The 24420-nt window shown below is 47.4% G+C and carries 26 protein-coding genes and 2 pseudogenes; 25 read left to right on the top strand and 3 right to left on the bottom strand.

Going from position 1 to position 24420, the window contains the following annotated elements; all coding sequences use genetic code 11:
* Position 1 precedes the first annotated feature (1 nt).
* The 10 genes from cntA to L1F29_RS17375 all read left to right on the top strand — a co-directional run bounded on the left by cntA (position 2) and on the right by L1F29_RS17375 (position 11380).
* Positions 2 to 1609, top strand: a complete 1608-nt coding sequence (gene cntA / locus L1F29_RS17330) for a staphylopine-dependent metal ABC transporter substrate-binding lipoprotein (RefSeq protein ID WP_258389534.1) — start codon at positions 2 to 4, stop codon at positions 1607 to 1609.
* 59 nt (positions 1610 to 1668) lie between these two features.
* Positions 1669 to 2601, top strand: coding sequence for a nickel/cobalt ABC transporter permease (gene opp1B / locus L1F29_RS17335; protein WP_258389535.1), 933 nt, complete (start codon positions 1669 to 1671; stop codon positions 2599 to 2601).
* On the top strand, positions 2602 to 3495 hold the full coding sequence (cntC, locus tag L1F29_RS17340) for a staphylopine uptake ABC transporter permease subunit CntC (protein ID WP_258389536.1): 894 nt from the start codon (positions 2602 to 2604) through the stop codon (positions 3493 to 3495).
* Positions 3449 to 4324 (top strand): staphylopine uptake ABC transporter ATP-binding protein CntD, encoded by an 876-nt coding sequence (gene cntD, locus L1F29_RS17345; protein WP_258389537.1) that lies wholly within the window; start codon positions 3449 to 3451, stop codon positions 4322 to 4324. The genes cntC and cntD overlap by 47 nt, the downstream gene beginning before the upstream one ends.
* On the top strand, positions 4311 to 5054 hold the full coding sequence (locus L1F29_RS17350; RefSeq protein ID WP_258389538.1) for an ABC transporter ATP-binding protein: 744 nt from the start codon (positions 4311 to 4313) through the stop codon (positions 5052 to 5054). Before cntD ends, L1F29_RS17350 begins: the two co-directional genes overlap by 14 nt.
* Positions 5055 to 5083: 29 nt before the next feature.
* Positions 5084 to 6283 (top strand): staphylopine family metallophore export MFS transporter CntE, encoded by a 1200-nt coding sequence (gene cntE / locus L1F29_RS17355; protein WP_258389539.1) that lies wholly within the window; start codon positions 5084 to 5086, stop codon positions 6281 to 6283.
* 709 nt (positions 6284 to 6992) lie between these two features.
* Positions 6993 to 7106 carry an extracellular solute-binding protein gene (locus tag L1F29_RS34425; protein WP_258389540.1) on the top strand — a complete coding sequence of 38 codons (114 nt, stop codon included), beginning with the start codon at positions 6993 to 6995 and terminating at the stop codon, positions 7104 to 7106.
* 33 nt (positions 7107 to 7139) lie between these two features.
* Entirely contained in the window at positions 7140 to 7322 is a 183-nt protein-coding gene (locus L1F29_RS17365; protein ID WP_258389541.1) for a hypothetical protein, read from the top strand.
* A gap of 166 nt (positions 7323 to 7488) precedes the next feature.
* A complete protein-coding gene (locus tag L1F29_RS17370; protein WP_258389542.1) occupies positions 7489 to 9969 on the top strand; it encodes a DUF4855 domain-containing protein in 2481 nt (826 codons plus the stop codon).
* A gap of 1057 nt (positions 9970 to 11026) precedes the next feature.
* On the top strand, positions 11027 to 11380 hold the full coding sequence (locus L1F29_RS17375; RefSeq protein ID WP_258389543.1) for a hypothetical protein: 354 nt from the start codon (positions 11027 to 11029) through the stop codon (positions 11378 to 11380).
* A 663-nt stretch (positions 11381 to 12043) separates the two neighbouring features.
* Here the strand turns inward: L1F29_RS17375 and L1F29_RS17380 are convergent.
* Both L1F29_RS17380 and L1F29_RS17385 read right to left on the bottom strand, forming a co-directional pair.
* Positions 12044 to 12151 (bottom strand): hypothetical protein, encoded by a 108-nt coding sequence (locus tag L1F29_RS17380; RefSeq protein ID WP_258389718.1) that lies wholly within the window; start codon positions 12149 to 12151, stop codon positions 12044 to 12046.
* Positions 12148 to 12489 (bottom strand): IS110 family transposase, encoded by a 342-nt coding sequence (locus L1F29_RS17385; protein ID WP_309252418.1) that lies wholly within the window; start codon positions 12487 to 12489, stop codon positions 12148 to 12150. The genes L1F29_RS17380 and L1F29_RS17385 overlap by 4 nt, the downstream gene beginning before the upstream one ends.
* Before the next feature lie 319 nt (positions 12490 to 12808).
* Here L1F29_RS17385 and L1F29_RS17390 point away from each other — a divergent pair, with 319 nt between their 5' ends.
* From L1F29_RS17390 to L1F29_RS17450, 15 genes and pseudogenes are all read left to right on the top strand, one after another.
* Positions 12809 to 12964, top strand: coding sequence for a hypothetical protein (locus L1F29_RS17390; RefSeq protein ID WP_258389544.1), 156 nt, complete (start codon positions 12809 to 12811; stop codon positions 12962 to 12964).
* 842 nt (positions 12965 to 13806) lie between these two features.
* Entirely contained in the window at positions 13807 to 15126 is a 1320-nt protein-coding gene (locus L1F29_RS17395) for a sensor histidine kinase (protein WP_258389545.1), read from the top strand.
* Positions 15127 to 15157: 31 nt separating this feature from the next.
* Positions 15158 to 15844: a response regulator gene (locus tag L1F29_RS17400; RefSeq protein WP_258389546.1), complete on the top strand. Its 687-nt coding sequence runs from the start codon at positions 15158 to 15160 to the stop codon at positions 15842 to 15844.
* Between the two features lie 27 nt (positions 15845 to 15871).
* The gene (locus L1F29_RS17405) at positions 15872 to 16333 is read left to right on the top strand and encodes a hypothetical protein (protein WP_258389547.1); all 462 of its coding nucleotides are present in this window, start codon (positions 15872 to 15874) and stop codon (positions 16331 to 16333) included.
* Between the two features lie 5 nt (positions 16334 to 16338).
* On the top strand, positions 16339 to 16914 hold the full coding sequence (locus tag L1F29_RS17410) for a DUF3995 domain-containing protein (RefSeq protein WP_258389548.1): 576 nt from the start codon (positions 16339 to 16341) through the stop codon (positions 16912 to 16914).
* Positions 16915 to 17181: 267 nt separating this feature from the next.
* Positions 17182 to 17436 carry a hypothetical protein gene (locus tag L1F29_RS34665; protein WP_507765373.1) on the top strand — a complete coding sequence of 85 codons (255 nt, stop codon included), beginning with the start codon at positions 17182 to 17184 and terminating at the stop codon, positions 17434 to 17436.
* 98 nt (positions 17437 to 17534) lie between these two features.
* Positions 17535 to 17738 (top strand): hypothetical protein, encoded by a 204-nt coding sequence (locus L1F29_RS34670; RefSeq protein WP_507765374.1) that lies wholly within the window; start codon positions 17535 to 17537, stop codon positions 17736 to 17738.
* A gap of 311 nt (positions 17739 to 18049) precedes the next feature.
* Entirely contained in the window at positions 18050 to 18451 is a 402-nt protein-coding gene (locus tag L1F29_RS17420) for a hypothetical protein (RefSeq protein WP_258389549.1), read from the top strand.
* A gap of 362 nt (positions 18452 to 18813) precedes the next feature.
* A pseudogene (locus L1F29_RS34430) lies at positions 18814 to 18936 on the top strand (PadR family transcriptional regulator); the annotation flags it as partial.
* A 14-nt stretch (positions 18937 to 18950) separates the two neighbouring features.
* Positions 18951 to 19554, top strand: a pseudogene (locus L1F29_RS17425) (pentapeptide repeat-containing protein).
* 201 nt (positions 19555 to 19755) lie between these two features.
* The gene (locus tag L1F29_RS17430) at positions 19756 to 20985 is read left to right on the top strand and encodes a serine hydrolase domain-containing protein (RefSeq protein ID WP_258389720.1); all 1230 of its coding nucleotides are present in this window, start codon (positions 19756 to 19758) and stop codon (positions 20983 to 20985) included.
* Between the two features lie 172 nt (positions 20986 to 21157).
* Positions 21158 to 21496 (top strand): VOC family protein, encoded by a 339-nt coding sequence (locus tag L1F29_RS17435; RefSeq protein ID WP_258389550.1) that lies wholly within the window; start codon positions 21158 to 21160, stop codon positions 21494 to 21496.
* 32 nt (positions 21497 to 21528) lie between these two features.
* Entirely contained in the window at positions 21529 to 22323 is a 795-nt protein-coding gene (locus L1F29_RS17440) for a class I SAM-dependent DNA methyltransferase (RefSeq protein WP_258389551.1), read from the top strand.
* A 73-nt stretch (positions 22324 to 22396) separates the two neighbouring features.
* Positions 22397 to 22885 carry an NUDIX hydrolase gene (locus tag L1F29_RS17445; RefSeq protein ID WP_258389552.1) on the top strand — a complete coding sequence of 163 codons (489 nt, stop codon included), beginning with the start codon at positions 22397 to 22399 and terminating at the stop codon, positions 22883 to 22885.
* Between the two features lie 93 nt (positions 22886 to 22978).
* Positions 22979 to 23326, top strand: a complete 348-nt coding sequence (locus tag L1F29_RS17450; protein WP_258389553.1) for a VOC family protein — start codon at positions 22979 to 22981, stop codon at positions 23324 to 23326.
* A 168-nt stretch (positions 23327 to 23494) separates the two neighbouring features.
* Here L1F29_RS17450 and L1F29_RS17455 read toward each other — a convergent pair whose 3' ends face one another.
* Positions 23495 to 23986 (bottom strand): hypothetical protein, encoded by a 492-nt coding sequence (locus tag L1F29_RS17455; RefSeq protein ID WP_258389554.1) that lies wholly within the window; start codon positions 23984 to 23986, stop codon positions 23495 to 23497.
* Positions 23987 to 24420: the final 434 nt, after the last annotated feature.

Here is a 24420-nt window from a genome sequence, read left to right on the forward strand (position 1 = left end):
CATGTTAAAAAGAACGGTTATTAATTTAACGGTCTGGATCGTTTCCATTGTATTGCTGGCAGCCTGCAGCAGCGGTAATACCGGGAAAACAGAATCAACGGAGAAAGGCAAAGAGTTGGTATACGCAACAGCGAAAGATATCAATGATATGAATCCCCATTTGTATGCAGGTTCAATGCCGGCTCAAGGGATCGTGTACGAATCTTTAGTGGAAAACACGGAAGATGGAATTAAGCCTTTGCTTGCGGAATCCTGGGAGGTTTCTAATGATGGAATGGTATACACCTTTCATCTTCGGAAAAATGTGAAATTCCATGATGGAGAGCCATTTAACGCAGAAGCAGTAAAGAAGAATATCGAAGCCGTACAAAGCAATGCAAGCAAGCATTCCTGGATCAAGTTGTCTACAAAGCTCGTGAGCTGCAATGTATTAGACCCGTACACGATTCAATTGGTTCTGTCGGAAGCCTATTACCCAACGCTGCTTGAATTGTCCATGACCAGACCATATGTATTCATCTCGCCCAATAACTTCATTAACGGGGAAACAAAAAATGGCGTGAATGGCTTCGACGGAACAGGACCCTATAAGCTCAGTGAGCATAAAGTCGATCAATATGCCGTGTTTGAAGCCAATGAAGCCTACTGGGGCGGCTCGCCGAAAGTGAAGAAATTGACCGCAAAGGTTCTTGCGACAGGGGAAACGACGTTCTTGGCCTTGAAAAAAGGGGAAGTCAACTTTGTATTTACAGATGATCGAGGCACGGACAGCCTGGATGTAGAAGCGATAAAAAAACTGGTGGATTCAGGCGAATATCAGATCGTTAGAAGTAAAGCAATGAATACGAAAATGATCGTTGCGAATAGCAGTAAATCGGACCGTCCGGTATATGAAACGGCTGTTCGTGAAGCGATTTGGCATTCGATAGATCGAGAAACAATCAGTAAGCAAATTTTCAATGGCACCGAATCAGCAGCCCATACCTTATTCTCGGCCAACGTCAATTATGCCAATGTCGATCTGAAGAAACGAAGTTACGATTTGGAAACAGCGAATAGGATTTTGAATGAAGCGGGATGGATTTTAGAAAAGGGTCAAGCAGTCAGAACGAAAAATGGAAGCAAACTGGCGATGAAGCTGTATTACGATACCAATTCTTCTTCCCAAAAAACACAGGCTGAATTCATTCAGGACTCGTTGAAAAAGGTCGGGATGCAGCTAGAGCTCATCGGCGAGGAATCGTCTTCCATCGCTAACCGGCGTTCTACCGGTGACTATGATTTATTGTTTAATCAAACATGGGGACTCGCGTATGATCCACAGAGTACCATCGCCTCATTTACTGCCAAGCCTTCCTATTATTATACGACAAGCGGTATTGCGAAATCGGATGAACTTTATAAAAAAATCGATCAGGTGATGGTATCGATGGATGAGAAGAACCGAACATCGTTATATGCGGATATTTTGAAAATCGTTCATGATGAAGCCGTCTTTATTCCGATTACCAATGGCAGTGTCACGATCGTTGCTCCAAAAGAATTAAAGGGCATCTCATTCAAACAAACGCAATTTGAACTGCCGTTTGACCGAATGTACTTTGAATAGGCATACAAATTAAGAAGGTGATGAGCCTCTTTTTATTTGTTGGGAAGAAGGAGCGTTCTATGGGCAGAAATATCATTAAAAGATTATTCATATCCATTCCGTTACTATTGGTCATTTCATTCTTAACGTTTGTCTTGATCAATCTATCCCCTTTAGATCCAGCCGAAGCGGTGCTGCAGACGCAGGGTGTACCCAACATAACAGACGAATTGATTGCACAGACAAAAGAAGAGCTGGGGATGGACCAACACTTTCTCATCCGTTATATCCGCTGGCTCCTTGCAAGCTTGCAGTTGGACTTTGGGGATTCATACGTAACAGGACAACCTGTGTGGTCATTACTAGGTCCGGCTTTGCTCAATACGTTAAAGCTGACGATCGTATCCGTGTTTGTCATTGTTGCTCTGTCCATTTTTTTAGGCGTGATCTGCGCATTGAGAGAAGGCAAATTCATCGACAAGTCGGTCAGAGGCGTTTCCTTCTTCCTGACCTCGATGCCTTCATACGGGCTTGCGGCTCTGCTGATCTGGTATTTTTCCGTTGAGCGCGATTGGCTGCCGACTAGCGGAATGGACTCGTACAAAAGCTATGTTTTACCGGTGATCATAATCACGATCAGTTATGCGGGCATCTATTTTCGAATCGTAAGAAGCTCGATGCTGAGCAATTTGTATGAAGATTATGTCCTGTATGGAAGGGCATGCGGCTTGCCGGAGAAGAAAATCACGCTGCATATCCTTAGAAATTCATTGCAGGTAGCCGTTTCTGTGTTTTGTATGTCGATTCCCGTTATATTGGGAAGCACGGTTGTCGTGGAAAACGTGTTTGCCTGGCCTGGGCTAGGAAGTTTAAGTGTGAAATCGATTCTAAGCAGAGATTTCCCGATGATCCAGGCATATGTCCTTGTACTGGCAGCTGCATTCGTTCTGTTCAATACGGTTTCGGACCTGATTAACGTGGCGATGAACCCGAAAGCAAGAGGGGAACATTAGATGAATATGTGGAAGCATCTAATCAAAGACAAGCTGGCCGGAGCATCCTTATCCATTGTACTGATCACCATTCATATTGGCATATTTGCCCCATTATTTGCACCGCATGACCCTGAGGCAGTCCATATGGAGCTTCGATTTGCAGCCTCCTCATGGGATTATCTGCTCGGCAACGATCATCTGGGAAGATGCATCTTATCCAGATTGATTTATGGGATTCGTCCCAGCGTGTTATGGGTGTTTGTCGCATTAGTTATATCTGTTGGGGTCGGAACGGTTATCGGATTTATTGCAGGCTACTTTAGAGGGAAAACGGATGCCTTATTCATGAGGATTTGCGATGTGATGCTTTCGTTCCCGGGGTATGTTATGACTTTGGCGATTATCGGTATTTTAGGTGCAGGTCTTGAGAATATTTTGATCGCGTTTATTTTGACCAAATGGGCATGGTTCGCCCGTGTCATTCGAACGTCTGTCATGCAGTATGCTGAATCCGATTATGTAAGATTCTCCCAAGCAATCGGTGTCAGCAACTTGCACATCATGGCTAAGCACCTTATACCTGTTTCGCTCCCTGATATTGCGGTGATTGCCAGCAGCTCATTTGGTTCCATGATTTTGCAGATATCAGGGTTCTCCTTCCTTGGGTTGGGCATTCAAGCTCCTCATGCGGAATGGGGGATGATGGTGAATGAAGCAAGGGAAGTGATGTTCTCAAGGCCGGAGCTCATGGCAGCGCCTGGTTTAGCGATCATGATTGTCGTATCGGCCGTTAACTTTTTGTCCGATGCGCTTCAGGTTGCTTTAGACCCCAAGTTAATGACCTTCAAAGGTAAGCTTCAGGGACATGCAGCAGCCTCGGCTGCAAAGCTGCATAAGAAAGAGGTGGCTTAATCCATTGGCGAATGTATTAGAAGTTGCCCATTTGAAAATTTGGGATAGCAGCATCGGTAAGGTGATTGTTCGGGATAGTTCTTTTCGTGTTAAGCAAGAAAGCTGTTTGGCTATTGTGGGAGAAAGCGGGAGCGGAAAATCGGTGACCTGCAAAGCCATCATGAGATTAAATCGGACAGGGATTCGCCAATCCGGAGAAATCTTGTTTAAAGGAGAGAACTTGAGCACCATTCCGGAGAAAGAAATGAGAAAAAAACGGGGCAAGCAGCTTAGCATGATTTTACAAAATGGTATGCGTGCATTTGATCCCTCCTGTGTGGTGGGGGTTCAACTCAAGGAGACTCTCGTTGAACATTTTGGCTGGAGCCATGAGGAAATAACGGCGAATTTGAAAATAGCCATGGCAAGCGTTAGGCTGAAAAATCCGATAGAGGTGATGAACAAGTACCCCCATCAGCTGTCGGGCGGAATGCTGCAACGGGTGATGATTGCACTGGCCATCGTACTGGAGCCTGACATTATTATCGCGGATGAACCGACGACAGCACTCGATACGATTTCGCAATTTGAAGTTGTCGAACAGTTTATTCAATTGCGGGAACGAATGGGCTGCTCGATGATCTTCATTTCTCACGACTTAGGGGTTGTGAAGAAGATTGCGGATGAGGTTCTGGTCATGAAAGACGGACAAATTGTTGAGAGAGGAACGACCAAAGCCATCTTCTCAGAAGCTCAGCATGAATATACCCGTTATTTAGTATCCGCCAAGCTCGCGTTAAATCAGCATTTCTCACGAATCATGGGAGGTGAGGGCATTGCTGATCGTTGATCGTGTAGAGAAGTCCTATAGGAAGGGCGGATTCATTTCCAGCGAAAGACAGCATGTATTAAAAGGCATCAGCTTTGAATGCAAGCAGGGGGAATGTCTTGGCATTATAGGGGAAAGCGGAAGCGGCAAATCTACATTGGGGCGCCTAATCTTAGGAATTGAAAAGCCGAATCGAGGAACGATTTGGTTTGAGGGAAAGAACGTAACGGACCGAAGAGCGAGATCGGGAAACATCAGCGCCGTGTTTCAAGATTACACGTCCTCCATAAATCCTTTTTACTCGGTTGAAGAAGCAATCATGGAGCCGCTCCGCCTGAGAAAAATAAGTAAGCGAGATATTCAAAACAATATTGATGCTCTATTAGATCAAGTTGGATTAAATCCGTCCTATCGCAAAAAATATCCTCATGACTTATCAGGAGGGGAGACCCAGAGGGTGTGTATTGCGAGAGCCGTTTCCACGGAACCGAAATGCATTGTACTCGATGAAGCAATCAGCTCTTTGGACGGATCTGTTCAATTCCAGGTGCTTGAATTGCTCAAAAGCTTAAGGAACATGTATAACATGGGATTTATCTTCATCACACATGATATACAGGCTGCTGCCTATATTTGCGATAGAGTCATGATAATCAGAAATGGCCAAATCGAAGAAATGGTTAAGGTTGAACAACTAAAAGACGTTCAGTCAGCGTATGCAAAGCAGTTATTGCAGATGATCATGACGTAACGAATGAAATAGAAGGAGGAGCAGCATTTGTGAGAGGAGCACTGTCTTGGCCATTTCTGCGGTTATATCTATTAACTCTGTTCTACTTTAGCGCCAATGCTATCCTGAATGTCATTATCCCTTTGAAGGGTGAATCGCTGGGAGCCACCAATACAACGATCGGGATTATCATGGGGGCGTATTTGTTTACCACCATGTTCTTTCGGCCGTGGGCGGGCCATATGATTCAAAAGCATGGGCCGATCAAAGTGCTGCGCTCGATTCTGATAATCAATGGATTTGCCTTGTTCCTCTACACGTTTACTGGCTTAGGGGGTTATTTGGTTGCGCGCATTATGCAAGGCGTGTGTACAGCTTTTTTCTCCATGGCCTTACAGCTAGGCATTATTGATTCACTGCCGGACAACGATCGATCCGAAGGGATTTCACTCTATTCCTTATGTTCTTATATGCCGGGTATTGTTGGTCCCTTATTGGCGTTAGGCATTTGGCAAGCGGGGGATAACAATTATTTTACGTTGGCCATGATCGCAATTGCCATCTTTACAGGGGTGTTTGGATTTAGCGCCAAAATGGAAAACAAAGAGGCTCAGCCTGTTCCAAACGAGACGGAGCAGAGAGCGACGATGTTTGCGTCCTTTAGCCAGTTAGTCAAGAATCCGCATTTATTTACATGCAGCGTCTTTATGTTAGCGGCGTCCATCGTATTTGGAGCTGTTACGACGTTTATACCGCTTTACGCAACGCAGATCAAGAGCGGCCATGCGGGAATCTATCTCATGCTTCAAGCGGGTACCGTAGTCTTGACTCGTTTAGCTTTGAGAAAGCAGATTCCTTCAGACGGCAAATGGCACATGTCTTTTATCATAGCGATTATGCTTATATTAACCTTAGCGGCACAATGTGTAAGCTTTTCTTTAGCGGGTGGACCTATCTTTTTCTATGTCGGCGCAGCTCTAATGGGGATCACTCAGGCACTTCTCTATCCTACGCTAACAACGTATTTGACTTTCGTATTGCCGCAGATGAATCGCAATGTGTTAATCGGGTTATTCATTGCGACGGCCGATTTAGGCGTCTCGCTTGGCGGTATCATTATGGGCCCAGTCGCGGATCTTTTCTCTTATTCATCCATGTATATGATTTGCGCTGTCATGGGTGCGTCGATGATCTTATTCACTTATGGTCGTCATCATATCGTTGTCAGTCAAGATAAAGGGTTTCAGTGAGCGAAATGGCTGCTGATGGGATATCCGGGAGAACGTGCGGCTTTTAGGGGGATTGACCCCGTAGCAAAAACTGTTCTCCTACTATCCCCAATGACGATGTTGGGTTCTCGGACATCGAGTGTTTTATGCCATCAGAATCAGCTTTGTACTTAATTTAGTTTAATTCTCCGGTCGTACAATTACCCAACAAGTTTGAACGATAGTGAAAGTATAGAAACGGGCAGGGTGCTATAATCGGTGAGGAGAAAATGTAATCGCTTCCGCGAAACCCGGGATACGCCGGGTTACCTGGCAAATGCGGAAGGATAAGCAAAGAGGAGGTATTGCAGAAATGAGTTAGAAAGAAGCAATGGATTTTAGTTGTACTCCAGCATGAAGACGTCTGCGATCGGCTCGCCGGCTACGTGGACGCTGTGACTTATCCTGAATATCACCCCAGGGAATCTGATCGAGTTGAAACTTTGTATTGTACTTCTCCTCCAATTCTTACACGAGAGCGATTCGCTTCTCGCCGCTGGCATGTCCCCACGACAGGATGCGCACCGGCTTTCCTTACATATCGATCGTTTTCTCCGCCTCCGGTGCCTGCTGTCCTTCCCCGCTCTTTTGCTGCTCATCCCCCCAATCTGTCTCGGCCGGTGAAGGCTTCGGCTTATTGGCGGGATCGCCTCCGCCCCCTGTGCACCCCGTCAAGAGAACAATGATAACAATGAAAAAGGAGGGCCTGCCGGATCCGCAGGAATTGCATGAGAAAGGGGAATGGAATTGGGATACGTTTCTGGATATTGCGAAGAAGGCGACCAAGGATACGAACGGGGACTGAAAAATTGACCAGTACGGGCTGGTACTTACCTCGATGAACTTCGTGCCGGCATTAATCGCTTCGAATGACGGAGACAGAACGAAGGTGATCGCCGGCAATCTGTCGTTCGCCGGCGATGACGAGAATGCGATGGTAGCGCTCCGGGTTTTACAGCGACTGAAGCTGATCGGCGAGATCGAGATTATGGGCGCTGATGGCAAGCTGGCCGGCGCGTAAATCGTTCCGCCTGAACCGACAGGATTCCTGCAGGTAGTAGAGGCGACCGGCGGCATTCGCAATCTCGTCTTGCTATATAACTGTAATTATGCAGGGGGAAAAGGCGATTGGAGCTCCGGCATCGTCTGCTAATTTAATGTCATTATAGATTTAAGGAGGTTTTGTAATGGTTTCTGCCAAAAAAAGAGGTTTCACCCTCATGCTAGCCGCTTTCATGTTATTTTCACTCGCTCCAAGCGCATATGCCAAGCAAGAAACGCCTGATCCGAGAAACCTGGCTGCAGGTCTAAGCTACCAGTTCTCCGCCGCTCCTTATGAGGGCTACCCTGACTCCGGAAATGAATTGACCGATGGCGTGTACGCATCGATGGAGTTCTCGGATAGCGCCTGGCAGGGGCACCTTCGGGGAATGACCCGTGAAGTTGTATTTGACTTGCAGGATTTTAAATCGATTAACGCCGTGAAAACGCATTTTATACAGGACACGGGCAACGGTATTTTTTATCCGAATACGGTTTCCATGTACGTGTCGGATGACGGCGTGAATTGGGCGCCGCTTTCGCACAAAAACACCGCGATCCCGCTCTGGTTGCCGGGGTCACCGACAGATCAGACGTTTGTCTGGGATATTGCGGCTGACGGCTTGCCGAAAGAGAAAAAAAATGCAGAGTTCGTATATACGCGATATGTAAAAGTTACGTTCATGACCCAAGTGTGGACCTTTCTCGATGAAATCGAAATTTGGGGCATTGACGATAAAGCTCAGCACGCCGTCAAGCTGAAGCCGGAGGAGCCGGCGTACCTGCAGCCCGGCAAAGCGACGGGAGGCATCCGCAATCTTGCGCTGCTGTACAATGGACATTACGATAGCGGGGCCGGAGATTGGACGAAAGACAAGATCATCCCGTACATCAGCTACGTGAATACGCAAGGCGAACCGGTCGACTGGTTGTACGACGGCATTCTTTATCTCGGCATTAGGACGCAGGACGGGCAGAGGGATTTTGGCATCAATGCCAAGCTTGAAGATTGGCAATGGTATCTGGACAAAACGTTCGCTCCGCAGGGCGATATGCAGCAGCTCAATGAAGCGACCAAAGAGGCCGGCGCAAAATTAGGCGAACCGAAACACAAGACAAAGGTCGTGCTGATGGTTCCGAACCCGGGCGATGAGGTTGGCGAGTTCGGCGATGTTGACGGAGACGGCGTGATGGAGAACTTCAATTCGGATCAGGTCGGCAAGGAAGCGGCTTTCGCCGATAAGCAAAAAGCTATCGATTGGTATATGCATCAGGTGAAACAGCGCTGGTCCGAGCAAAATTATTCCAGCCTCGAGTTGACCGGGATGTATTGGATGAGTGAAAGCGCCAACCCCTATGATGAGAACAATACGAAGATCATCCAACATACGAGTCAGCTTGTCCATCAGGAAAAACAGAAGTTTTTCTGGATCCCTAATTTCTACGGCAAAGGCATATTCGCTGGTGAGAAGCTTGGCTTCGACGCGGTAGCGCAGCAGCCGAACTACTTCTTCGATGAGCCGGGGGATCCGTCCCGGATTCAAGATTCGGCCGGTCTTTCCAAGCAATACGGCATCGGCGTGGAGATGGAATTAGATGAACGGATGAATTCGTTTCCGGCGTTCAGGGACCGCTACATCGACTATTTGAACGGCGGCGTCGATTACGGTTATATGAACGATGCCTACAAAGCCTATTATCAAGGCAATGTCGCGCTCCTCGACAGCGCAAGAAGCAATGACCCGAATAATCGAATTCTGTACGATTGGATGTATCAATTCGTAACCAAACAGTATCAAAAGAATGATACGAACGTATCTCCGGAGACGATGGCGGAGCTTGTCAATCGTTATATCGCGTTGAACGAGATCGATCCGGCTTTTGGCAATGACTTGTCGTATCGCTTGCAGATCATCAAACAGCTCCTGGACGAAAACAATCCATCGGTTGCCGTAACGTATATGAAGGATTTTCTCGCGCATATTCACGACCCAGCCGTCCAAGCGCAAGGGTTAATATCGTCTCGAATAGCATCCGTGCTTGATTCCTACGCACAAGTTCTCATTCACGCTTGGTCGGATGGCTGGGGACTTAGCAACCTGGTTCTGGGTCAGAGTTATACGGTTTCCAAGCCTGCCAACGTTAACCATCCCGATTCCGGAAATGAGCTTACCAACGGCCAATTCGGCGGTGCGGATTTCCGTAACGAACAGTGGCAGGGACATGCAGGCAGCGACTACCCTGAGGAACGAAGCCGCACGATCACATTTGATTTGGGTCAAGACAAATCGATTGGCCAAATTAAAGCCCATTTCCTTCAGGATGCGGCACCCGGCATCTATTTCCCTAAGAACGCCGACATTTCCGTTTCATCGGATGGTCAATCCTGGGGGAAGCTGGCAGCCGTTTCCCCGACTCCGACACAACATGGCAGCGCTTCGGCCGAGTTCATGAAATGGAACGGTGCAATAGACGGCGTGCCGGGGATTCCGGGCGCAGATAAAGTGTATGCCCGTTACGTCAAAGTCGAATTCCCGATCAACGTCTGGGTATTCATCGATGAAATCGAGGTTCTCGGCATTGACGGCAAGGCGAATGGAGCCGTAGTTTTGCCGACGACGCCGTAAATACCGGGCATTAAGAACATGTATAACGGTTGGTAAGTGATTAGCCAAGGAACTTATGTGAAGCATTAAACGGATTTTTGGGCCCGGCTGTGTGATAAGCGGCGTAAGCCGGGTCCAGAAATCAGGATTCATCCTCACGATCATTGCCTTCATGCTGTATATTCTTGCTTCAATTGTACTGGCCAAACAAGAAACAGAAACTCCAAGAAATCTGGTTGCCGAATCAAGCTATCAGTTCTCCACATCCCCGTATGAAAGCTACTCTGATTCAAAGCGCATTTTATACAGGAGAGCAAAACCGGCATATTTTATCCCGTAACGGTTTTGATGTACGTCTCCGAAGACGGCCAGAAACCGGGGGATGCTGGCACATCGGATGCAAACTCCTTTATGGCAACCAGGACCGGCGACCGACGAGTTTATCCACTTAAAATCATCCATCCAGTGTCCATTTGATCTCGCTGACATGACCGACCCACCCTGTGGCAATGGTACCGGCCTGCAGCATGATATCAGTAAAGTACCCTATCAAGAGCAGTTTGTGATAACCAGACGGATGGTGATGGAGCGCAGTCTGCCATAGCCCTTGGGCGAGGCGTTCTGCGCCACATGCTGGAAATTTGCCATTTCGTATTTTCTATCCGATGGATTAAGGGATGGCAATATTAGTCTTACGAAGCATTCGTGCTCAATAGTGAAGAAATTAAATTCAGAAGAGTGGGTTATACAAGACCAGCATGGAACGGCAGGGTAAGAATAGAAGGGCAGTTTTGTGGTAGAAAGAAGGGGTTAATTCGGAACAATCGAAATTACTCTTGAAGACTACTAAATCCAAATAGGTGGTGAGTATAGTGGAGGAGTCTGTTTTAGATTTTTATGATGACCTAGCTGAAACTTACCATCTTATTTTCGTTGATTGGAATCATGCTATCGGGAGGATAGCGCAACAAAACCCAAAAGGTACGTCTTACTCTACTGGATATAAACAGGAGTAGTATTGCATGAGAAATGAAAAGTACGTAGACTAAAACGAAAAGCTACTCTAAGGGAGCGGAGATTGCCTGTCGGTTACGGCCACGAAATGGACAAAAATGATGTGCAAATCATTTTGGACGCAGTGTTCTCCTATATAAATGACCATCGAAACGAGCCGAGAATGGAGTTGTGTACGGTTAGTAGAGATAAAGGAAAAACCTGGACTGAAGAGTTAGTAAACGTTGCTAGTACCGACCCTAATTTTCCTACCTTAAAGGTAGGAGATATGGTTAAAAAGAGGGGAGATGAATCGACCTATGTAATCGTAGCTAATGAAGGAGAAAATAAAATCCATGGGGCCTTCCAAGACGATCCAGACTCCCCTTTTTTCCTTCCTGAAGGTCACTTGTACCGGAATGCATTACCATACACTTAATGTAAACCTTGTTTTAATAACATTATGATTAAGTTAACGGAAAACGATAGTTGAACGAAACAAGGAGCAGTTGGCCGCGGCAGCTGAATATTCCGCGTTAAACTTCCTCAGAGAATAAGGTTATTCTCACGAATACTCGTGAATTCGCAGTATTTCACATACAGATTAAAATAGAAGTTTAAATGATTACAAAACATGGGCTAGGAAGTTCCGTTTGAGGGCATGCGGGAATAGAAGGTATTGGTCTATCTACAACATCTTCCTCAGAAAGATTTGCTGCACGTCTCTCTCCACAAGGTCCTTGGGATTCACTCTTCCAAATCTCAACGGGTCTAAGCCCTTACATTCCTTCGTCCTATCTATCCAAGGAGTGGAGTCCGATCAACGTTAACGGAACGGGTCTATGCCCTAATGCGTAAAAATCTCGGTACTCCGTGCTTTCTTTGTGAAATCCTGCGAACGAGCTAATCTACGTGTCTGGGTTGCGAAAGTAGTTGTTAAGCTGCTAGTGGTGGTTGAACCTTATCCGCGGAGAAAGTTTGTCCTTCTCGCGCCATGGCTACAAGCATTCGTGCGAATTTCCCAATCAACTTCATCACAGAACGCTTGCCTGTATGATGGAAAACGGATATCCAGCCAGCGGTGGATTCTGTTCTTAATCCGTCAGGATTTAACAACCCAAACCCAATGTTCTCTGTTTGTGACAATAAACCGTAAGCGGCGGAAGGCTTCTTCCTTTGGAGAGAAGGGCGTGTAGAACCCACGGCTCACTGCATCGGCAATGACCAAAGCGTCCTTTGGGTCATTTTTGATGGGGAGTTGTCTCTCTTTTCCTTATTGCGTTTGGTCGTCATTGGATTAACAAGGACAACAGAAACACCTTGTTTCATCAACCAATGAGCGAGATTGAACCAGTAGTGACCGGTACTCTCCATTCCCACAACGACGTCATTCAAGTTGTGCATGTTCTGTAATTTACGAATACTGTTTATTAAATGCTCAAAGCCCGCATGGTCGTTCGAAAACATAATGGGACGATTGGTGAGGACAATACCTCGAAAGTTAATCGCTTGAGCAGCATGTTTCTCCTTAGCAGTTTCGATGTCAATGACAAGAGTAGAAGTGGAAACACGTTCTCACGTTGATTTTGAGCTTTAATTAGTCTAGACTTCATAATAACGCCTCCTAAGGTGAGTTCTGAGGGCTCCAACCCAGTACATACTCATCCTAGCGGGGCGTTCGTTTTTCTGCAAATTGAATCTACTAACACCTACAGGAATGTTAACGGGAACGATAGCTGAAGCCTACATATCGGCTTTACTTTCAGCCAAACAAAACTTCTCCTAAGCTAACTCTAAAGAAGACATCGATTCCCCTTTATTGGACATACTAACCTTAACTGTTTGCTTAAAGAGAGGGAGGATATTCATGAAGGAGCAAGAAACCTTATCTCAACAAGAACAGGTACAGGAGGATATTAGTAAATTCAGCGAAAACAACGAATTCAACCATGAGCGTAACGAGGTTGTCAAAGCTCAAAAACAAATCGCATCCCAAGAGACAACAGGAGTAATGGATCAATAATAAATTTTCTTCGCAAATCGAGTAAGTGTATTAACTAGAACAAAGTCCGAATCAAGTCCGAGTAAACCGCGGACTGGCATTCAAGAGGTCAGGGGTTCGATCCCCCTTGGTTGGCACGAAGTAAAAAATTTGTCTGAGCGGGAAACGATAGTGAAATAACAAAAATAGCAGGCCAAAACAGGAACAAAGTCTTGGCCTGCTATTTTTGTTATGTCCCATATGAATACATTGATTGCATATAAACATGTGCGGATCGTTATATTTCGAAGGATTTTCACCCACTCGTTTAGATAAGCCTCTGCGATACAAACCCATGTGCATAATCATTGTAACATATCAAATCGCATGAAACTGAGGGGCGAGACGATCCGGAGTTAGATTGGAGTATTCCGCTAATATGAACAAGAACGGACTGCCGCGGCTAAGTGGTAGTCCGTTATGCATCCGAAGTATCGTCTGAAACACTCCTATAGAGGCAACCCATATCGTTTATTATAGTATATACTTTTTTGTAGAAGTGATCACTTCGTACCATGCCATAACGGAATTCATAGTGGCATGAAAGATTGCATTGACGAAAGGAGAAATCATGGTGGATCAAACATCCTGGGCTTTAGCAAAATGTACCGTTACTCCGTGGTGGATGGGGAGTGGGTACGCGGCGTTCTCCTGGGCATTAATGTAAAATGTCAACTAGAAAAGAGAATATTGTGCGGAAACGTTTTTTCAAGTCATTTCGACCGCTGCATTGGCGACTGACGCGATCCTATATGCTGATCAGCATTTTGGCCTGGCTCCTTGTAGAGCTTCTGCTCCTCTTGGCGCTCGGGTGGGGAATGCATATGTCGCACTCATTTTTACTAACGAGTGCCTTGAAAAGCAATGCGAATGTGGCCGGTTCTTTGCTGGCAGGCGATCAAGGACCCGATCGTGCAGGCTTGACTCTTTGGCTCGAGCAGAAACAGCGAGTCGTGGACAAAGTGTTTTCTTACACGGGCATACTTGCTGTCGTTGACCGGCAAGGGCAAGTTATCGCTTCGACAGGGGCCGGCGTCCGCCCTCCGTCACATGGAACTTTGCTGTCGGCACAGCTCACAAATCAGGCAGCGGATCATTTGCAAATGTATCTCGACAGCCAGGGTGAAGTCAAGTTGATAACACATGAGAGCGCATCAACAGGAGTTCTCGTATTCATACCGCTTGGGGCAACGGAGAAGCAGGCAGATGGAATTCTCGTTATGCAAGCGGAAAACTTCAAGATTCATCCCTCGTTATGGCTTGGAATCGGCGTGACTGTCTTGCTTCCAGCCTCAGTAATCATAGTTCTATGTGTTGGAACGGCAGGCGCTGTGTTTGGTGCGGTCACTTCACGGCCACTCATCCGGAGATTCGGAACATTGGCGGATGCCGCTGACAATTGGAGTCGCGGCGATTTCTCCGTCTTGGTTGATGATCCGGGCGGAGACGAAATCGGACGGCTATCACGCCGCTTGAATCATATGGCTGAACAGCTCCGGCACCATGTGCAGGTGCGCCAAGAGCAAGCGGCTATGGACGAGAGGGGGAGAATGGCGCGTGATTTGCACGACAGCATCAAGCAGCAGTTGTTCGCGCTATTCATGCAAATTAGTGGAGCGAAAGCACTTCTCCTGCAGGGGAAAGAAGGTGCGCTCCCCAGGCTGGAACAAGCAGAGGACTTGCTGGGGCAGGTGCAGGACGATCTCACGAATCTGATCCATGAGATGCGTCCCGCCACGCTGGAAGGCAAAAGGTTTCCGCAAGCGCTGCGCGAGCAAATCGAGCAATGGGCAGAGCGAACTGGGATCGATGCTGTTTTTCAAGTCCAAGGGATGAACCCGATCCCGTTGCAGCTGGAAGAAGCCTTATACCGTCTGACACAAGAAGCGTTGTCGAATGTTGCCCGCCACAGCGAGGCGCGTGCCGTTCGTATTCAACTCATGTTTGAACCGGATAGGACGACACTGGAAATATCCGATAATGGTCGAGGGTGTCATGTCTCAAGCAAAATAGGAAAAGGGGTCGGTCTCCTTTCCATGCCTGAACGGCTCCTTCCATTCGGAGGACAGGTTAGCTACCAGAGCGAGCCGGAGCAAGGGTTTATCGTCACTGCAACGGTGCCGGACCAGGCAGCAGGACAATGAAGCATGATGGAGCCTAAGTACGAGTCTATAAGTGAAGGGAACGAGAATACCGATGGAGGATAACATTCACATTGTGCTGGTTGATGATCATAGCCTGGTGCGCCAGGGAGTTCGTTCATTTCTCGAAACGCAATCCGATTTGCGCATCGTGGGGGAAGCGGCTTCCGGAGAGGAAGCTGAACATCTTGTAGCCAATCTGGTGCCCGATGTCGTCCTGATGGATTTGTCGATGCCGGGAATTGGCGGGATTGAAGCGATCCGCCGAATAAAGAAACTCAGCCCCCATTCCCAGATTGTTGTGTTGACCTCTTTTCAGGAGGACGACTATATTTTTCCCGCTTTGCGTGCGGGAGCTCTTTCTTACGTATTAAAGAATGTCCAGTCGGGCGATCTTGCTGACATTATCCGAAAAGCGCGTGGCGGCGAAGCGTTTCTCCATCCGCGCGTGGCCGCTCGGGTAGTGCAGGAGCTTCGCGAGGAACGAAAGGATATTCCGAACGTTTTCAATAATTTAACCGATCGTGAGCTTGAAGTATTGCGCCTTATCGCCCAAGGAAACGCCAATGCAGCAATCGCGCAATCGTTGGTCATCAGCGAGCAAACAGTGAAAGGCCATGTCAGCAATATCCTTGGCAAATTGCAGCTGGCGGATCGGACCCAGGCGGCGGTCTTCGCTTGGGAACAAGGCGTCGTTCAGCGCAAGCGAGGAGATGTATAAGTTGCAGAGAAATAGGAGTGATGTGATATGAAAGAACGAAATGAAAGGATGCAAACAACAGGTGAGAAATGGATGGGATACGGCGCGTTTGCCGCAGCGTTCGGGCTTGGCGTTATCCACTTTATCGCAAACCTCATCGGTTTCGTTAACGCACCTGCTGCGGAACAGAAGATAGGACTGTTTTTAGCATGGGGTGTACTTCCCAGCCTCATCTGTTTCATATTTGCGGCGGCGGCAATGACTCTTGTCCGCTTCTGGGGCGGAAGAAAATGGTTCCGGGCAGCGCTTTCTCTCACATGGATCGCTTTTACATTTATGAGTTTACACGATGTCTGGCATTTGATTCTCGCGGTGCAACGCAAGGACTTCATGATTTTCCTTTATATATTAGGGCCAGGTCCATGGTCTCTGATTGGAGCAGTCTTGTTTGGTTTCACCGCGTGGCGTGCACGGCGCGGATTGATAGACGGCATGACTAGGGAAGCGTGATAGATATGCATACGCATACGCAACATACGCAAACAAAATCGTTGGTTTGGTCGGGTTACGCAGTTTTTATTTGGTCCATCGTTTATATGTTACCACACCTTTACTGGGCTTTAGGCGGCACGATAGGGGAGAGTCTACTAAAACCTGATATCGTACAACATATCCATTTTGATTTGATTAATGGGATTGCATCTGTATTTCTAACCGTTGCCGGAATCATTGGTCTTGCATTTATTTATTGGAGTAAGGGCAGATTTTCTAGTTATCTGTGGCTATTTATAGCCTGGGCAGGATGTTCGTTAGCTGCTTCGCACGGCATTTATGGAATTGTTTATAGAATACTTCAAATCAGTGGGGTAGTCGGGTTGGAATCGGGATCAATTGACATCCATGAAGATGCCTTTGTGTTGTGGGATCTAGTGCTCTTTGAACCTTGGTTTTTAATCGAGGGGATATTATTTGGCCTATTAGGGTACTGTTTCTTGAAAAACGCCCGCAGCAGAAAATTCTGGCTGGCGGCTTGCATGATCGGCATTATTGTCGGTTTGGTCTCTGGGATTATGGGTGTGCGATTTGCATAAGCAATTGGCAGGCCGAAGGATGCGCCCCACGAGATAGTATTTCAGGCTTGGACGGACCCGATGCGGTCGGTATCCTGCTGGCGATGGCGTTCGGTAGGCCGTGGGGTGAGCGGCTGCCTGCCTGGCTGGTGGCTTTGCCCGTATGGTTGGGCACCGGAGTGCTCGTCCCCATGCTGTTGCTGGTACCGGTACTCGGCCCGGCCGCCATGACCCGGGATAAAGAGGCAGGCACAGCCGACTTCTAGGTCTACGAGCAGATTTTTAATCATGATCTCACTTGTCGGGGTCGGCATTTACCTGCCGCTCGCCTTGGCGGGGTACGCCAAGGCGCGGTGGCCCGAGGCACTGGGCGGTCCGACCGACTACGCGGAGTTGCCGGGACATACCCGACAGTTGCAAATCACCCTTGCCAGGCTCGCCGCAGTCGGCTGCATCCTGCTCGGCATCATCAAGGTGTTCTGGGCGTTGGGCGGCACCCTCGGCATCGACCCGGATATGCTGGATGACCGCGATATATGGTGACACCTGCTGACGTTGAGTACCGGCGCGTGGGCCTTCGCGGGGGCGTGGAGCCTGATGGTGCTGACCTTCCGCCGAGGGTCGCGGAGGTTCCTGCCCCCATGGCAGCAGCATGGATCTCATCAGGAATGCTGTTCTCCTACAACCTCTTTTCCGCCATTCGCTCCGATTCGCAGTTCAGCCCGGAGTACCCGCTGGCACGGGTACTAACCATGGAGGCCGGCATCGTCTTGGGCGTGATGATGGGGATGATCATCCTGCTGGTGCTGCATGATCGCAGGCGAGCCCTGCACGGCGAATCCTGAGAATCCGCTATGACCGCCATGCCTACCCCTAGGATGTTCTGCAACATACATATAAATGTCTGCCGGCGGGCTTGTACAAGTGGTTCCCTCATTGAGCTAACGGATAGTCTTGCTATGGGCCGATACTGTCTGTTCATCCGACCGTTCAGTGGTATTATTCGCTGGCTGATTCTTGCGCCCATCCGGCGGCACGCACTTCAACGCACCGCGAACAACAAGAGTCTCTGACAGGAATGGCATCAATAAAAAGTATCCGGTGTTGAAAATGTGTTGATATGTGATGGAGACATATTTACTGGAGGTATATGGATATGGATTGGCATAGTATTGCATTGACGGCGGCCGGGGCTATCGGCGGTGGCACGGCAGTGGTTCACGGAATGCTGATGCAACGGCTGATAATCAGGCAGATCGATGCGGTTTTTGTGGCGGATGGACGGATATCTACACCGATGCAAAGGCTTTTGAAGTTGCTTTTACATTTCACCTCGTTCAACTGGTTACTCAGCGGGCTCGCCTTGATCGTCGCTGCCATCTGGTTCGAACAGAATGCAAAGCTCGCGACGGGCCTACTTGCTGGCAGTTCTTTTCTTTATGGTACTGCAATATCTCTTTGGGTAATGCGCCGTCTTCATCCTAGCTGGATCTTGATGGCCGTTGCATTCATACTGATCATCTTGGGATTAATACCGGGGACCGACGGTCCTGCTTAAATTCAGTAGGCGTGACCAATAAAAAGTATTTGGAGGAAGGAGGACCCAGATTGATTCTACTCAATAAATCTCAAATACAACGGAGGCAACTCGCATCCATTCGAATTCGGTATTGATTAAGCTCCCTCGATATGATTTGATTTTCTCACGCAAGCTCGTGTATTCGCAGGATTTCATCCCTCTACCTCTTAGACGAGGTTGATGAATGAAAAGAGCTAGGGATTCAATAGGTTGAGCCGTTAGAAGGCGTGCGGGCCAAATCGGTCGATTTCTCAAACTTCCGATAAAATTGTTGCAGCAATTTTATGGCCAATACCGGGAATCGACTGGATTAAATCATACTCTTCGATTTCTTCAGCCGGGGCGATGAATCACAGGGCGGACGGCGCAAATATTTTAGGATTACCGAGAAAGGCAAGATGACTTACGCCCGGAACAAAAGCAACTGGGAGTATGCAAAATGCGTGCTCGAAAACTTATTATAGGGAGGTTTGTTGTTATGAATGAGAAATTGAACAACTATTTGAACATCGTTTTCGCACCGTACGATGGGGTATAGAGCGTCACCGAATTAAAGGTCGACCTGCTTTCTGATTTACAGGAGCGGTTCCGTGAACTCAAAGCCGAGGGCAAGGATGATGAAACCGCTTTCGAGAGGACCATTGAAAGCATCGGAGACATTGAGCAAAACGAGCTTCAATAAATCCATCCTTGTGCGCACCAACTTCAGCAAGTCGGGTCTAGACGGAGCAAAATTCATAGGTGCAAAGCTGACCGATGTCAAGCTGACCATGACCGACCTCAGAAAAACAATCTTTGAAAACTGTATGTTTGACGGTGTTGACTTCACATCTTCCGATCTGGCAGGGCTGCGTCTTGACGGCCAAACCTTCATCGGCGTCAAGTTCGACAAAGCGGCTTTGAACGAAGTTTCGTTCAAGGGCGCGACACTCAAGAATGCGTCTTTCCAAGGGTCTTTGTTGTCCAAGAAGTACTACCGCGCCATCAAAACCGTCTGCTTTGACGGCGCGGTCATGGATAAGCTGACCTATGCCGCGCTTAAAGGCATGGAGGCCGATTTGTCCAAGATTACGGTTCGATAAGGAGAAGCAGCAGGACATATCTCGATTCTGTTTACCCAGAACAGGAGGTGAGTCAGATTTTGATTGCCAATATTCAGTCTCTTTGATGCATCGAATACACCTTTTTGACAAAGGACTTTCAAGGATGAATAACATAAGAGAATTTATAGTTTAAAACAATAGGGCTAAAAGTAAAGAGAGGGAAACCAAATGCAAAAGATGATGGCACAAAGCAATAGAGGCTTCTCCGAAACAGGGCTGCGCAGAATGCGCGACGTGCTGGCACGGCATGTCGAGTCCGGGAAGATTCCTGGGCTCGTCGCTCTGGTCAGCCGGTACGGTGAGACGCACGTCGAAGCGCTTGGCACGATGCGCCATGACGGTGGCGCGCCGATGCGCCGGGACACGATCTTCCGGATGGCGTCCACTTCTAAGCCGGTCGCTGTCGCGCCGGTGATGATCCTGCTCGACGAGTGCAGGCTGCGGCTGGACGACCCGGTAGAGCCGTGGCTGCCAGAACTCGCCGACCGGCAGGTGCTGAAACGGGCCGACGGCCCGCTGGACGAAACCATGCCGGCGCGGCGGCCGATCACCGTACGGGACCTGTTGACCTCCACGTTCGGGCTCGGCATGGATATGACGTCGCTGGGCACTCCGATCATGGGCGCGATCTTAGAGCAGGGGCTCACGCCCAATCTACCGGAGCCGATGCCCGAGCCGGATGAGTGGATGCGCCGCCTTGGTGCGCTTCCGCTGATGCACCAGCCCGGAGAGCGCTGGCAGTACCACATCAGCAACGATCTACTCGGCGTGCTCGTCGCCAGGGTCACGGGCCAATCGTTTGAGACGTTCCTGTGTGAACGCATCTTCGACCCCCTGGGCATGAAGGACACCGGTTTCCACGTGTCCGCCGACAAGATCGACCGGCTGCCGCCCCTCTACGCCCCCAACCCGCAGACCGGAGAGTTCATCGTGTGGGACGAGGCCAAGGAGGGACGCCACAGCCAGCCTCCGGCGTTCCAGGGCGGCGGAGGTGGACTTTCCTCCACCGTCGACGACTACCACGCCTACTTCCGGATGCTGCTGAATCATGGGATGCACGGGACCGAACGGATCCTGTCCCGGCCCGCCGTCCATCTGATGACCACCAACCGCCTCACGCCCGAGCAACAAACCGCCCGAAACGCCATGGCCAGCAACAACGTCCATGTGTCGCACGGCCAAGGGCAGCACGGCGGCTGGGGCTTCGGGATGGCGGTGCGCACCTACCGTGGTGACTACGCGTCCATCGGCCAGTTCGGCTGGGACGGCGGAAGCGGCACCTCGACCTACGCCGACCCGGACAACCAGCTCACCGGAATCCTGCTCACCCAGGTCGGGATGTCAAGCCCGGATTCAGCGCGGCTTATCCACGACTTCTGGACCACGGTCTATCAGGCAATCGAAGACTGACACCGAGCCGCGCGGTTCATCGTTCGTTTAAAAAAAGGCCGGTGAATTTCATCGGCCTTTTTGGGGCAGAACCTGGACGTGACGCGGCTGTTTTATTAAGCTCCCTCGGCGGCTATCTGACTTCGTCGATCGTCGTAACGGGAATCGCGGACCCCCTAGGAACGTAGGAGGAATGAGATTTGAAGATAGAATAGATCATGTGGGTGTAATCGTAAATGATCTCTCTGTAAAGAGTTTTTTCTCGATGTTTAACCTTGAGGTGCAAGGGGAATGGGAATCGGAAGGAGAGTGGATGGATCAGGTATTTGGGCTTAATGACGTTAAAGCAGCATGTGTAGGATTGCCAGACGGTCAGGCATGGATAGAGCTAATCAAATTTTATACGCCGTCTGATGAAAAAGATATTCAGCAACCTTTTGCAAAACCAGCATGGAACGGCAGGGTAAGAATAGCAGGGCATTTTTGTGGTAGAAAGAAGGGGTTAATTCGGAACTGTCGAAATTACTATTGAAGACTACTAATACCAAATAGGTGATGAGTATAGTGGAGGAATCTGTTTTAGATTTTTATGATGACCTAGCTGAAACTTACCATCTTATTTTCGTTGATTGGAATCATGCTATTTCTTGGCAGGGTGAGGTTTTAAGCAAAATCATTCATTCAAAACTCGCGAGTCCGGACAAAGTGGATGCCTCACTTTTAGACTGTTCCTGCGGTATCGGCACACAAGCAATAGGATTGGCTAATCATGGATTTAAAATAACTGCTACTGATTTGAGTCCAGTATCAATAGAAAGAGCAACAAAAGAGGCAGTATCTTTCGGAGTTGAAATAAGCTTTGGTGTAGCTGATTTTCGTTCGTTAGAAAAAGAAGTTTCCGGAGTTTTTGATGTCGTTCTTTCCGCAGATAATGCAGTTCCGCATCTTCTGACGGATGAAGATTTATATCTCGCTGTAATCAATATGTATTCTAAAGTTAAAGATGACGGAGTTCTTCTCATTACAATGAGGGATTACGATGAGCTGGTAAAAGAAAAACCTAGAGCTACAGAGCCACGCATTTTCGATAAGGGTAAACGTATTGTTTTTCAGGTTTGGGATTGGGCAGATGACGCGAAAACCTATCAGACCAACCATTTTTTAATACAAGAAATTAATGGTCAATGGATAACGAAGCATAACAAAACAAGGTACCGAGCTTTATTACGAGATGAATTTAGTCATATTTTGCGTACGGTTGGGTTCTCGGATATCGAATGGATTATGCCATCAGAATCAGGTTATTACCAGCCTATTGTTACTGCGCGAAAAAATGGTAGATTAAGCTCCCTTACATAAATTCACGAAAACAGGAAAGTACAGGAATCAGATGGTATAAATATACAGCTTCGCCGTATTTGGAGGTTATGAAATGGCGTTTCCGACACATATTGTATCGGCAGGCGGAATTGTAGAAGATGGAAATGGAAATATCCTATTAGTAAAAGCCCATGACGATGGTTGGGTGTATCCTGGTGGGATAACTGAAGTTGGAGAAAACCTGTTGGATGGCGTGATTCGTGAAATCAAAGAGGAAAGTGGAATAGACGCCACTGTTAGCCATTTAATTAGCGTTGTTTCCAATACAGCGATCCATAAGTGGTATGACGGTGTGACTGATGTTCCTACGAAGGTCATGTTTGATTTCGTGTGCAAAGCTGCGGGTGGTAAGTTAGCTACTTCTGATGAAACGAGCGAGTGCAGGTGGGTTCCAAAGGAAAATGTTCTGGATTTGATTACTTTACCCGCAATCCGCATGCGTTATGAAGCATATTTGAACTTTAACGGCTCTGTGAATTATATGGAGTACGTCACTGCGACAACCTCAGAATGCAATGTCAAGCTTCAAAGGCGTGTTTAATTGTACGAGGCAGCTTTTAATGTTTTCGGACTAAACCTTGAATACATTTATCAGGATAGCTAAAAATTTGATGACAGACAGGAGTTAGATACAATGATAAAAGGTTTCGGAGGAATATTTTGGAGAACTAAGAATCTTGAAGTTGTAAAAAAATGGTACAGTGAAGTGCTGAAGATTGAAATAGAAAATTGGAATGGGACTGTGATAAAACCCCAATTAGGAAATGAGACTATCTTTTCTTTCTTTACCGAGAATGACAGTTATTTTCCAACAGATCAACAAGTGATGTTAAATTTCGAAGTACATAATCTAAACGAGACTATTAAGCATCTTGAACATATTGGTGTACCTCTTGCAAAGAAAAAAGAGATTAGTGAATTTGGAAAGTTTATTTGGATTGAAGATCCTGAAGGTCGACTGGTCGAGCTTTGGGAGAAATAACGAGTTGTAATTCATTTGCTATTGAGCTAACAGGAAACGATAGAAAGGAACAAGACAAAGGTAGCCGGTCAGAAAGATCGGCTGCCTTTTCTCAACTAACGGGCAGTTATGCGAAATAATTAAAAAAACTCGCCGAAATGGATGACTCTTTTGTGTTCTATAATACCCCTAACACAAAACTATAATTCTATAGGGTGTGGTTTGGGCGGGGATACTTTTTGTGGCAGGTCCGTAAATAACAACCAGATCTCGGTTCGCAGGGCTTCTTGAAAAGAGTTGCCCATTTCTTGATACTATTAGCGTATATGGAGAAATAATTAATCGTAATCGTCCGTCACTACTCTCCAACTCACTATTAAAATAATCCACTTTAACATTCTGTAATGGGCTATCTTTTACCATGACAAGTGCTTGATATTGTGGAGGGTAAATAAGAGGAACAGGTGCATTTCCGTCATAATATCCAGTCACGTGATCTCCTACTGCCACCATTACATGGTCTACAAAGTAAGTTGTTGGTGACACAACGAAATTTACTGTTGCTCCCATTCCGTTTTCTACAGATATTAATTGATAACAGCCTTCTCTTTCATCAATTTGACCTGTAAAAAAATCACTAATCATAGTGACCGTCCCGTGAAAAGAATAAAAATTTGTCATACAAGACCTCCATAGCTTTTTAAAAATAATTCAATAAGGGGTTTTATATCTCGACATTAGTACAGGCTAATTTACTTTGTTCCAAGTATCGCAGTTGCCAATCTTGTGGATTTAAATGGAGTGCCATTCCATGTTAAAAGGTTTTCGGCATTTCCTAAGTTTGAACAAAGAAACATTCTCTATTCGTAAAGAAAAAACCCTGTGTTTACAATATGTGGGTTAGTAACTATATGCTTGTGCAGATGCCCATAAAGGATATGGTGATTCCTCAGTGAATAGCGTGAGTCATTGCGCTAACGGGAAACGATAGTTCAACCATAACAGGGAGCAGACCGCCGCGGCACTGCTCCCTGTTTTCATAGGCTGCCGCATTAGCAAACCGGTACAACTTCTTGTCTTTTATCGATATATGTTGTTGTCCTCCTCGGCGCCAT

The organism is Paenibacillus spongiae (genome assembly GCF_024734895.1).
Taxonomy (GTDB): domain Bacteria; phylum Bacillota; class Bacilli; order Paenibacillales; family Paenibacillaceae; genus Paenibacillus_Z; species Paenibacillus_Z spongiae.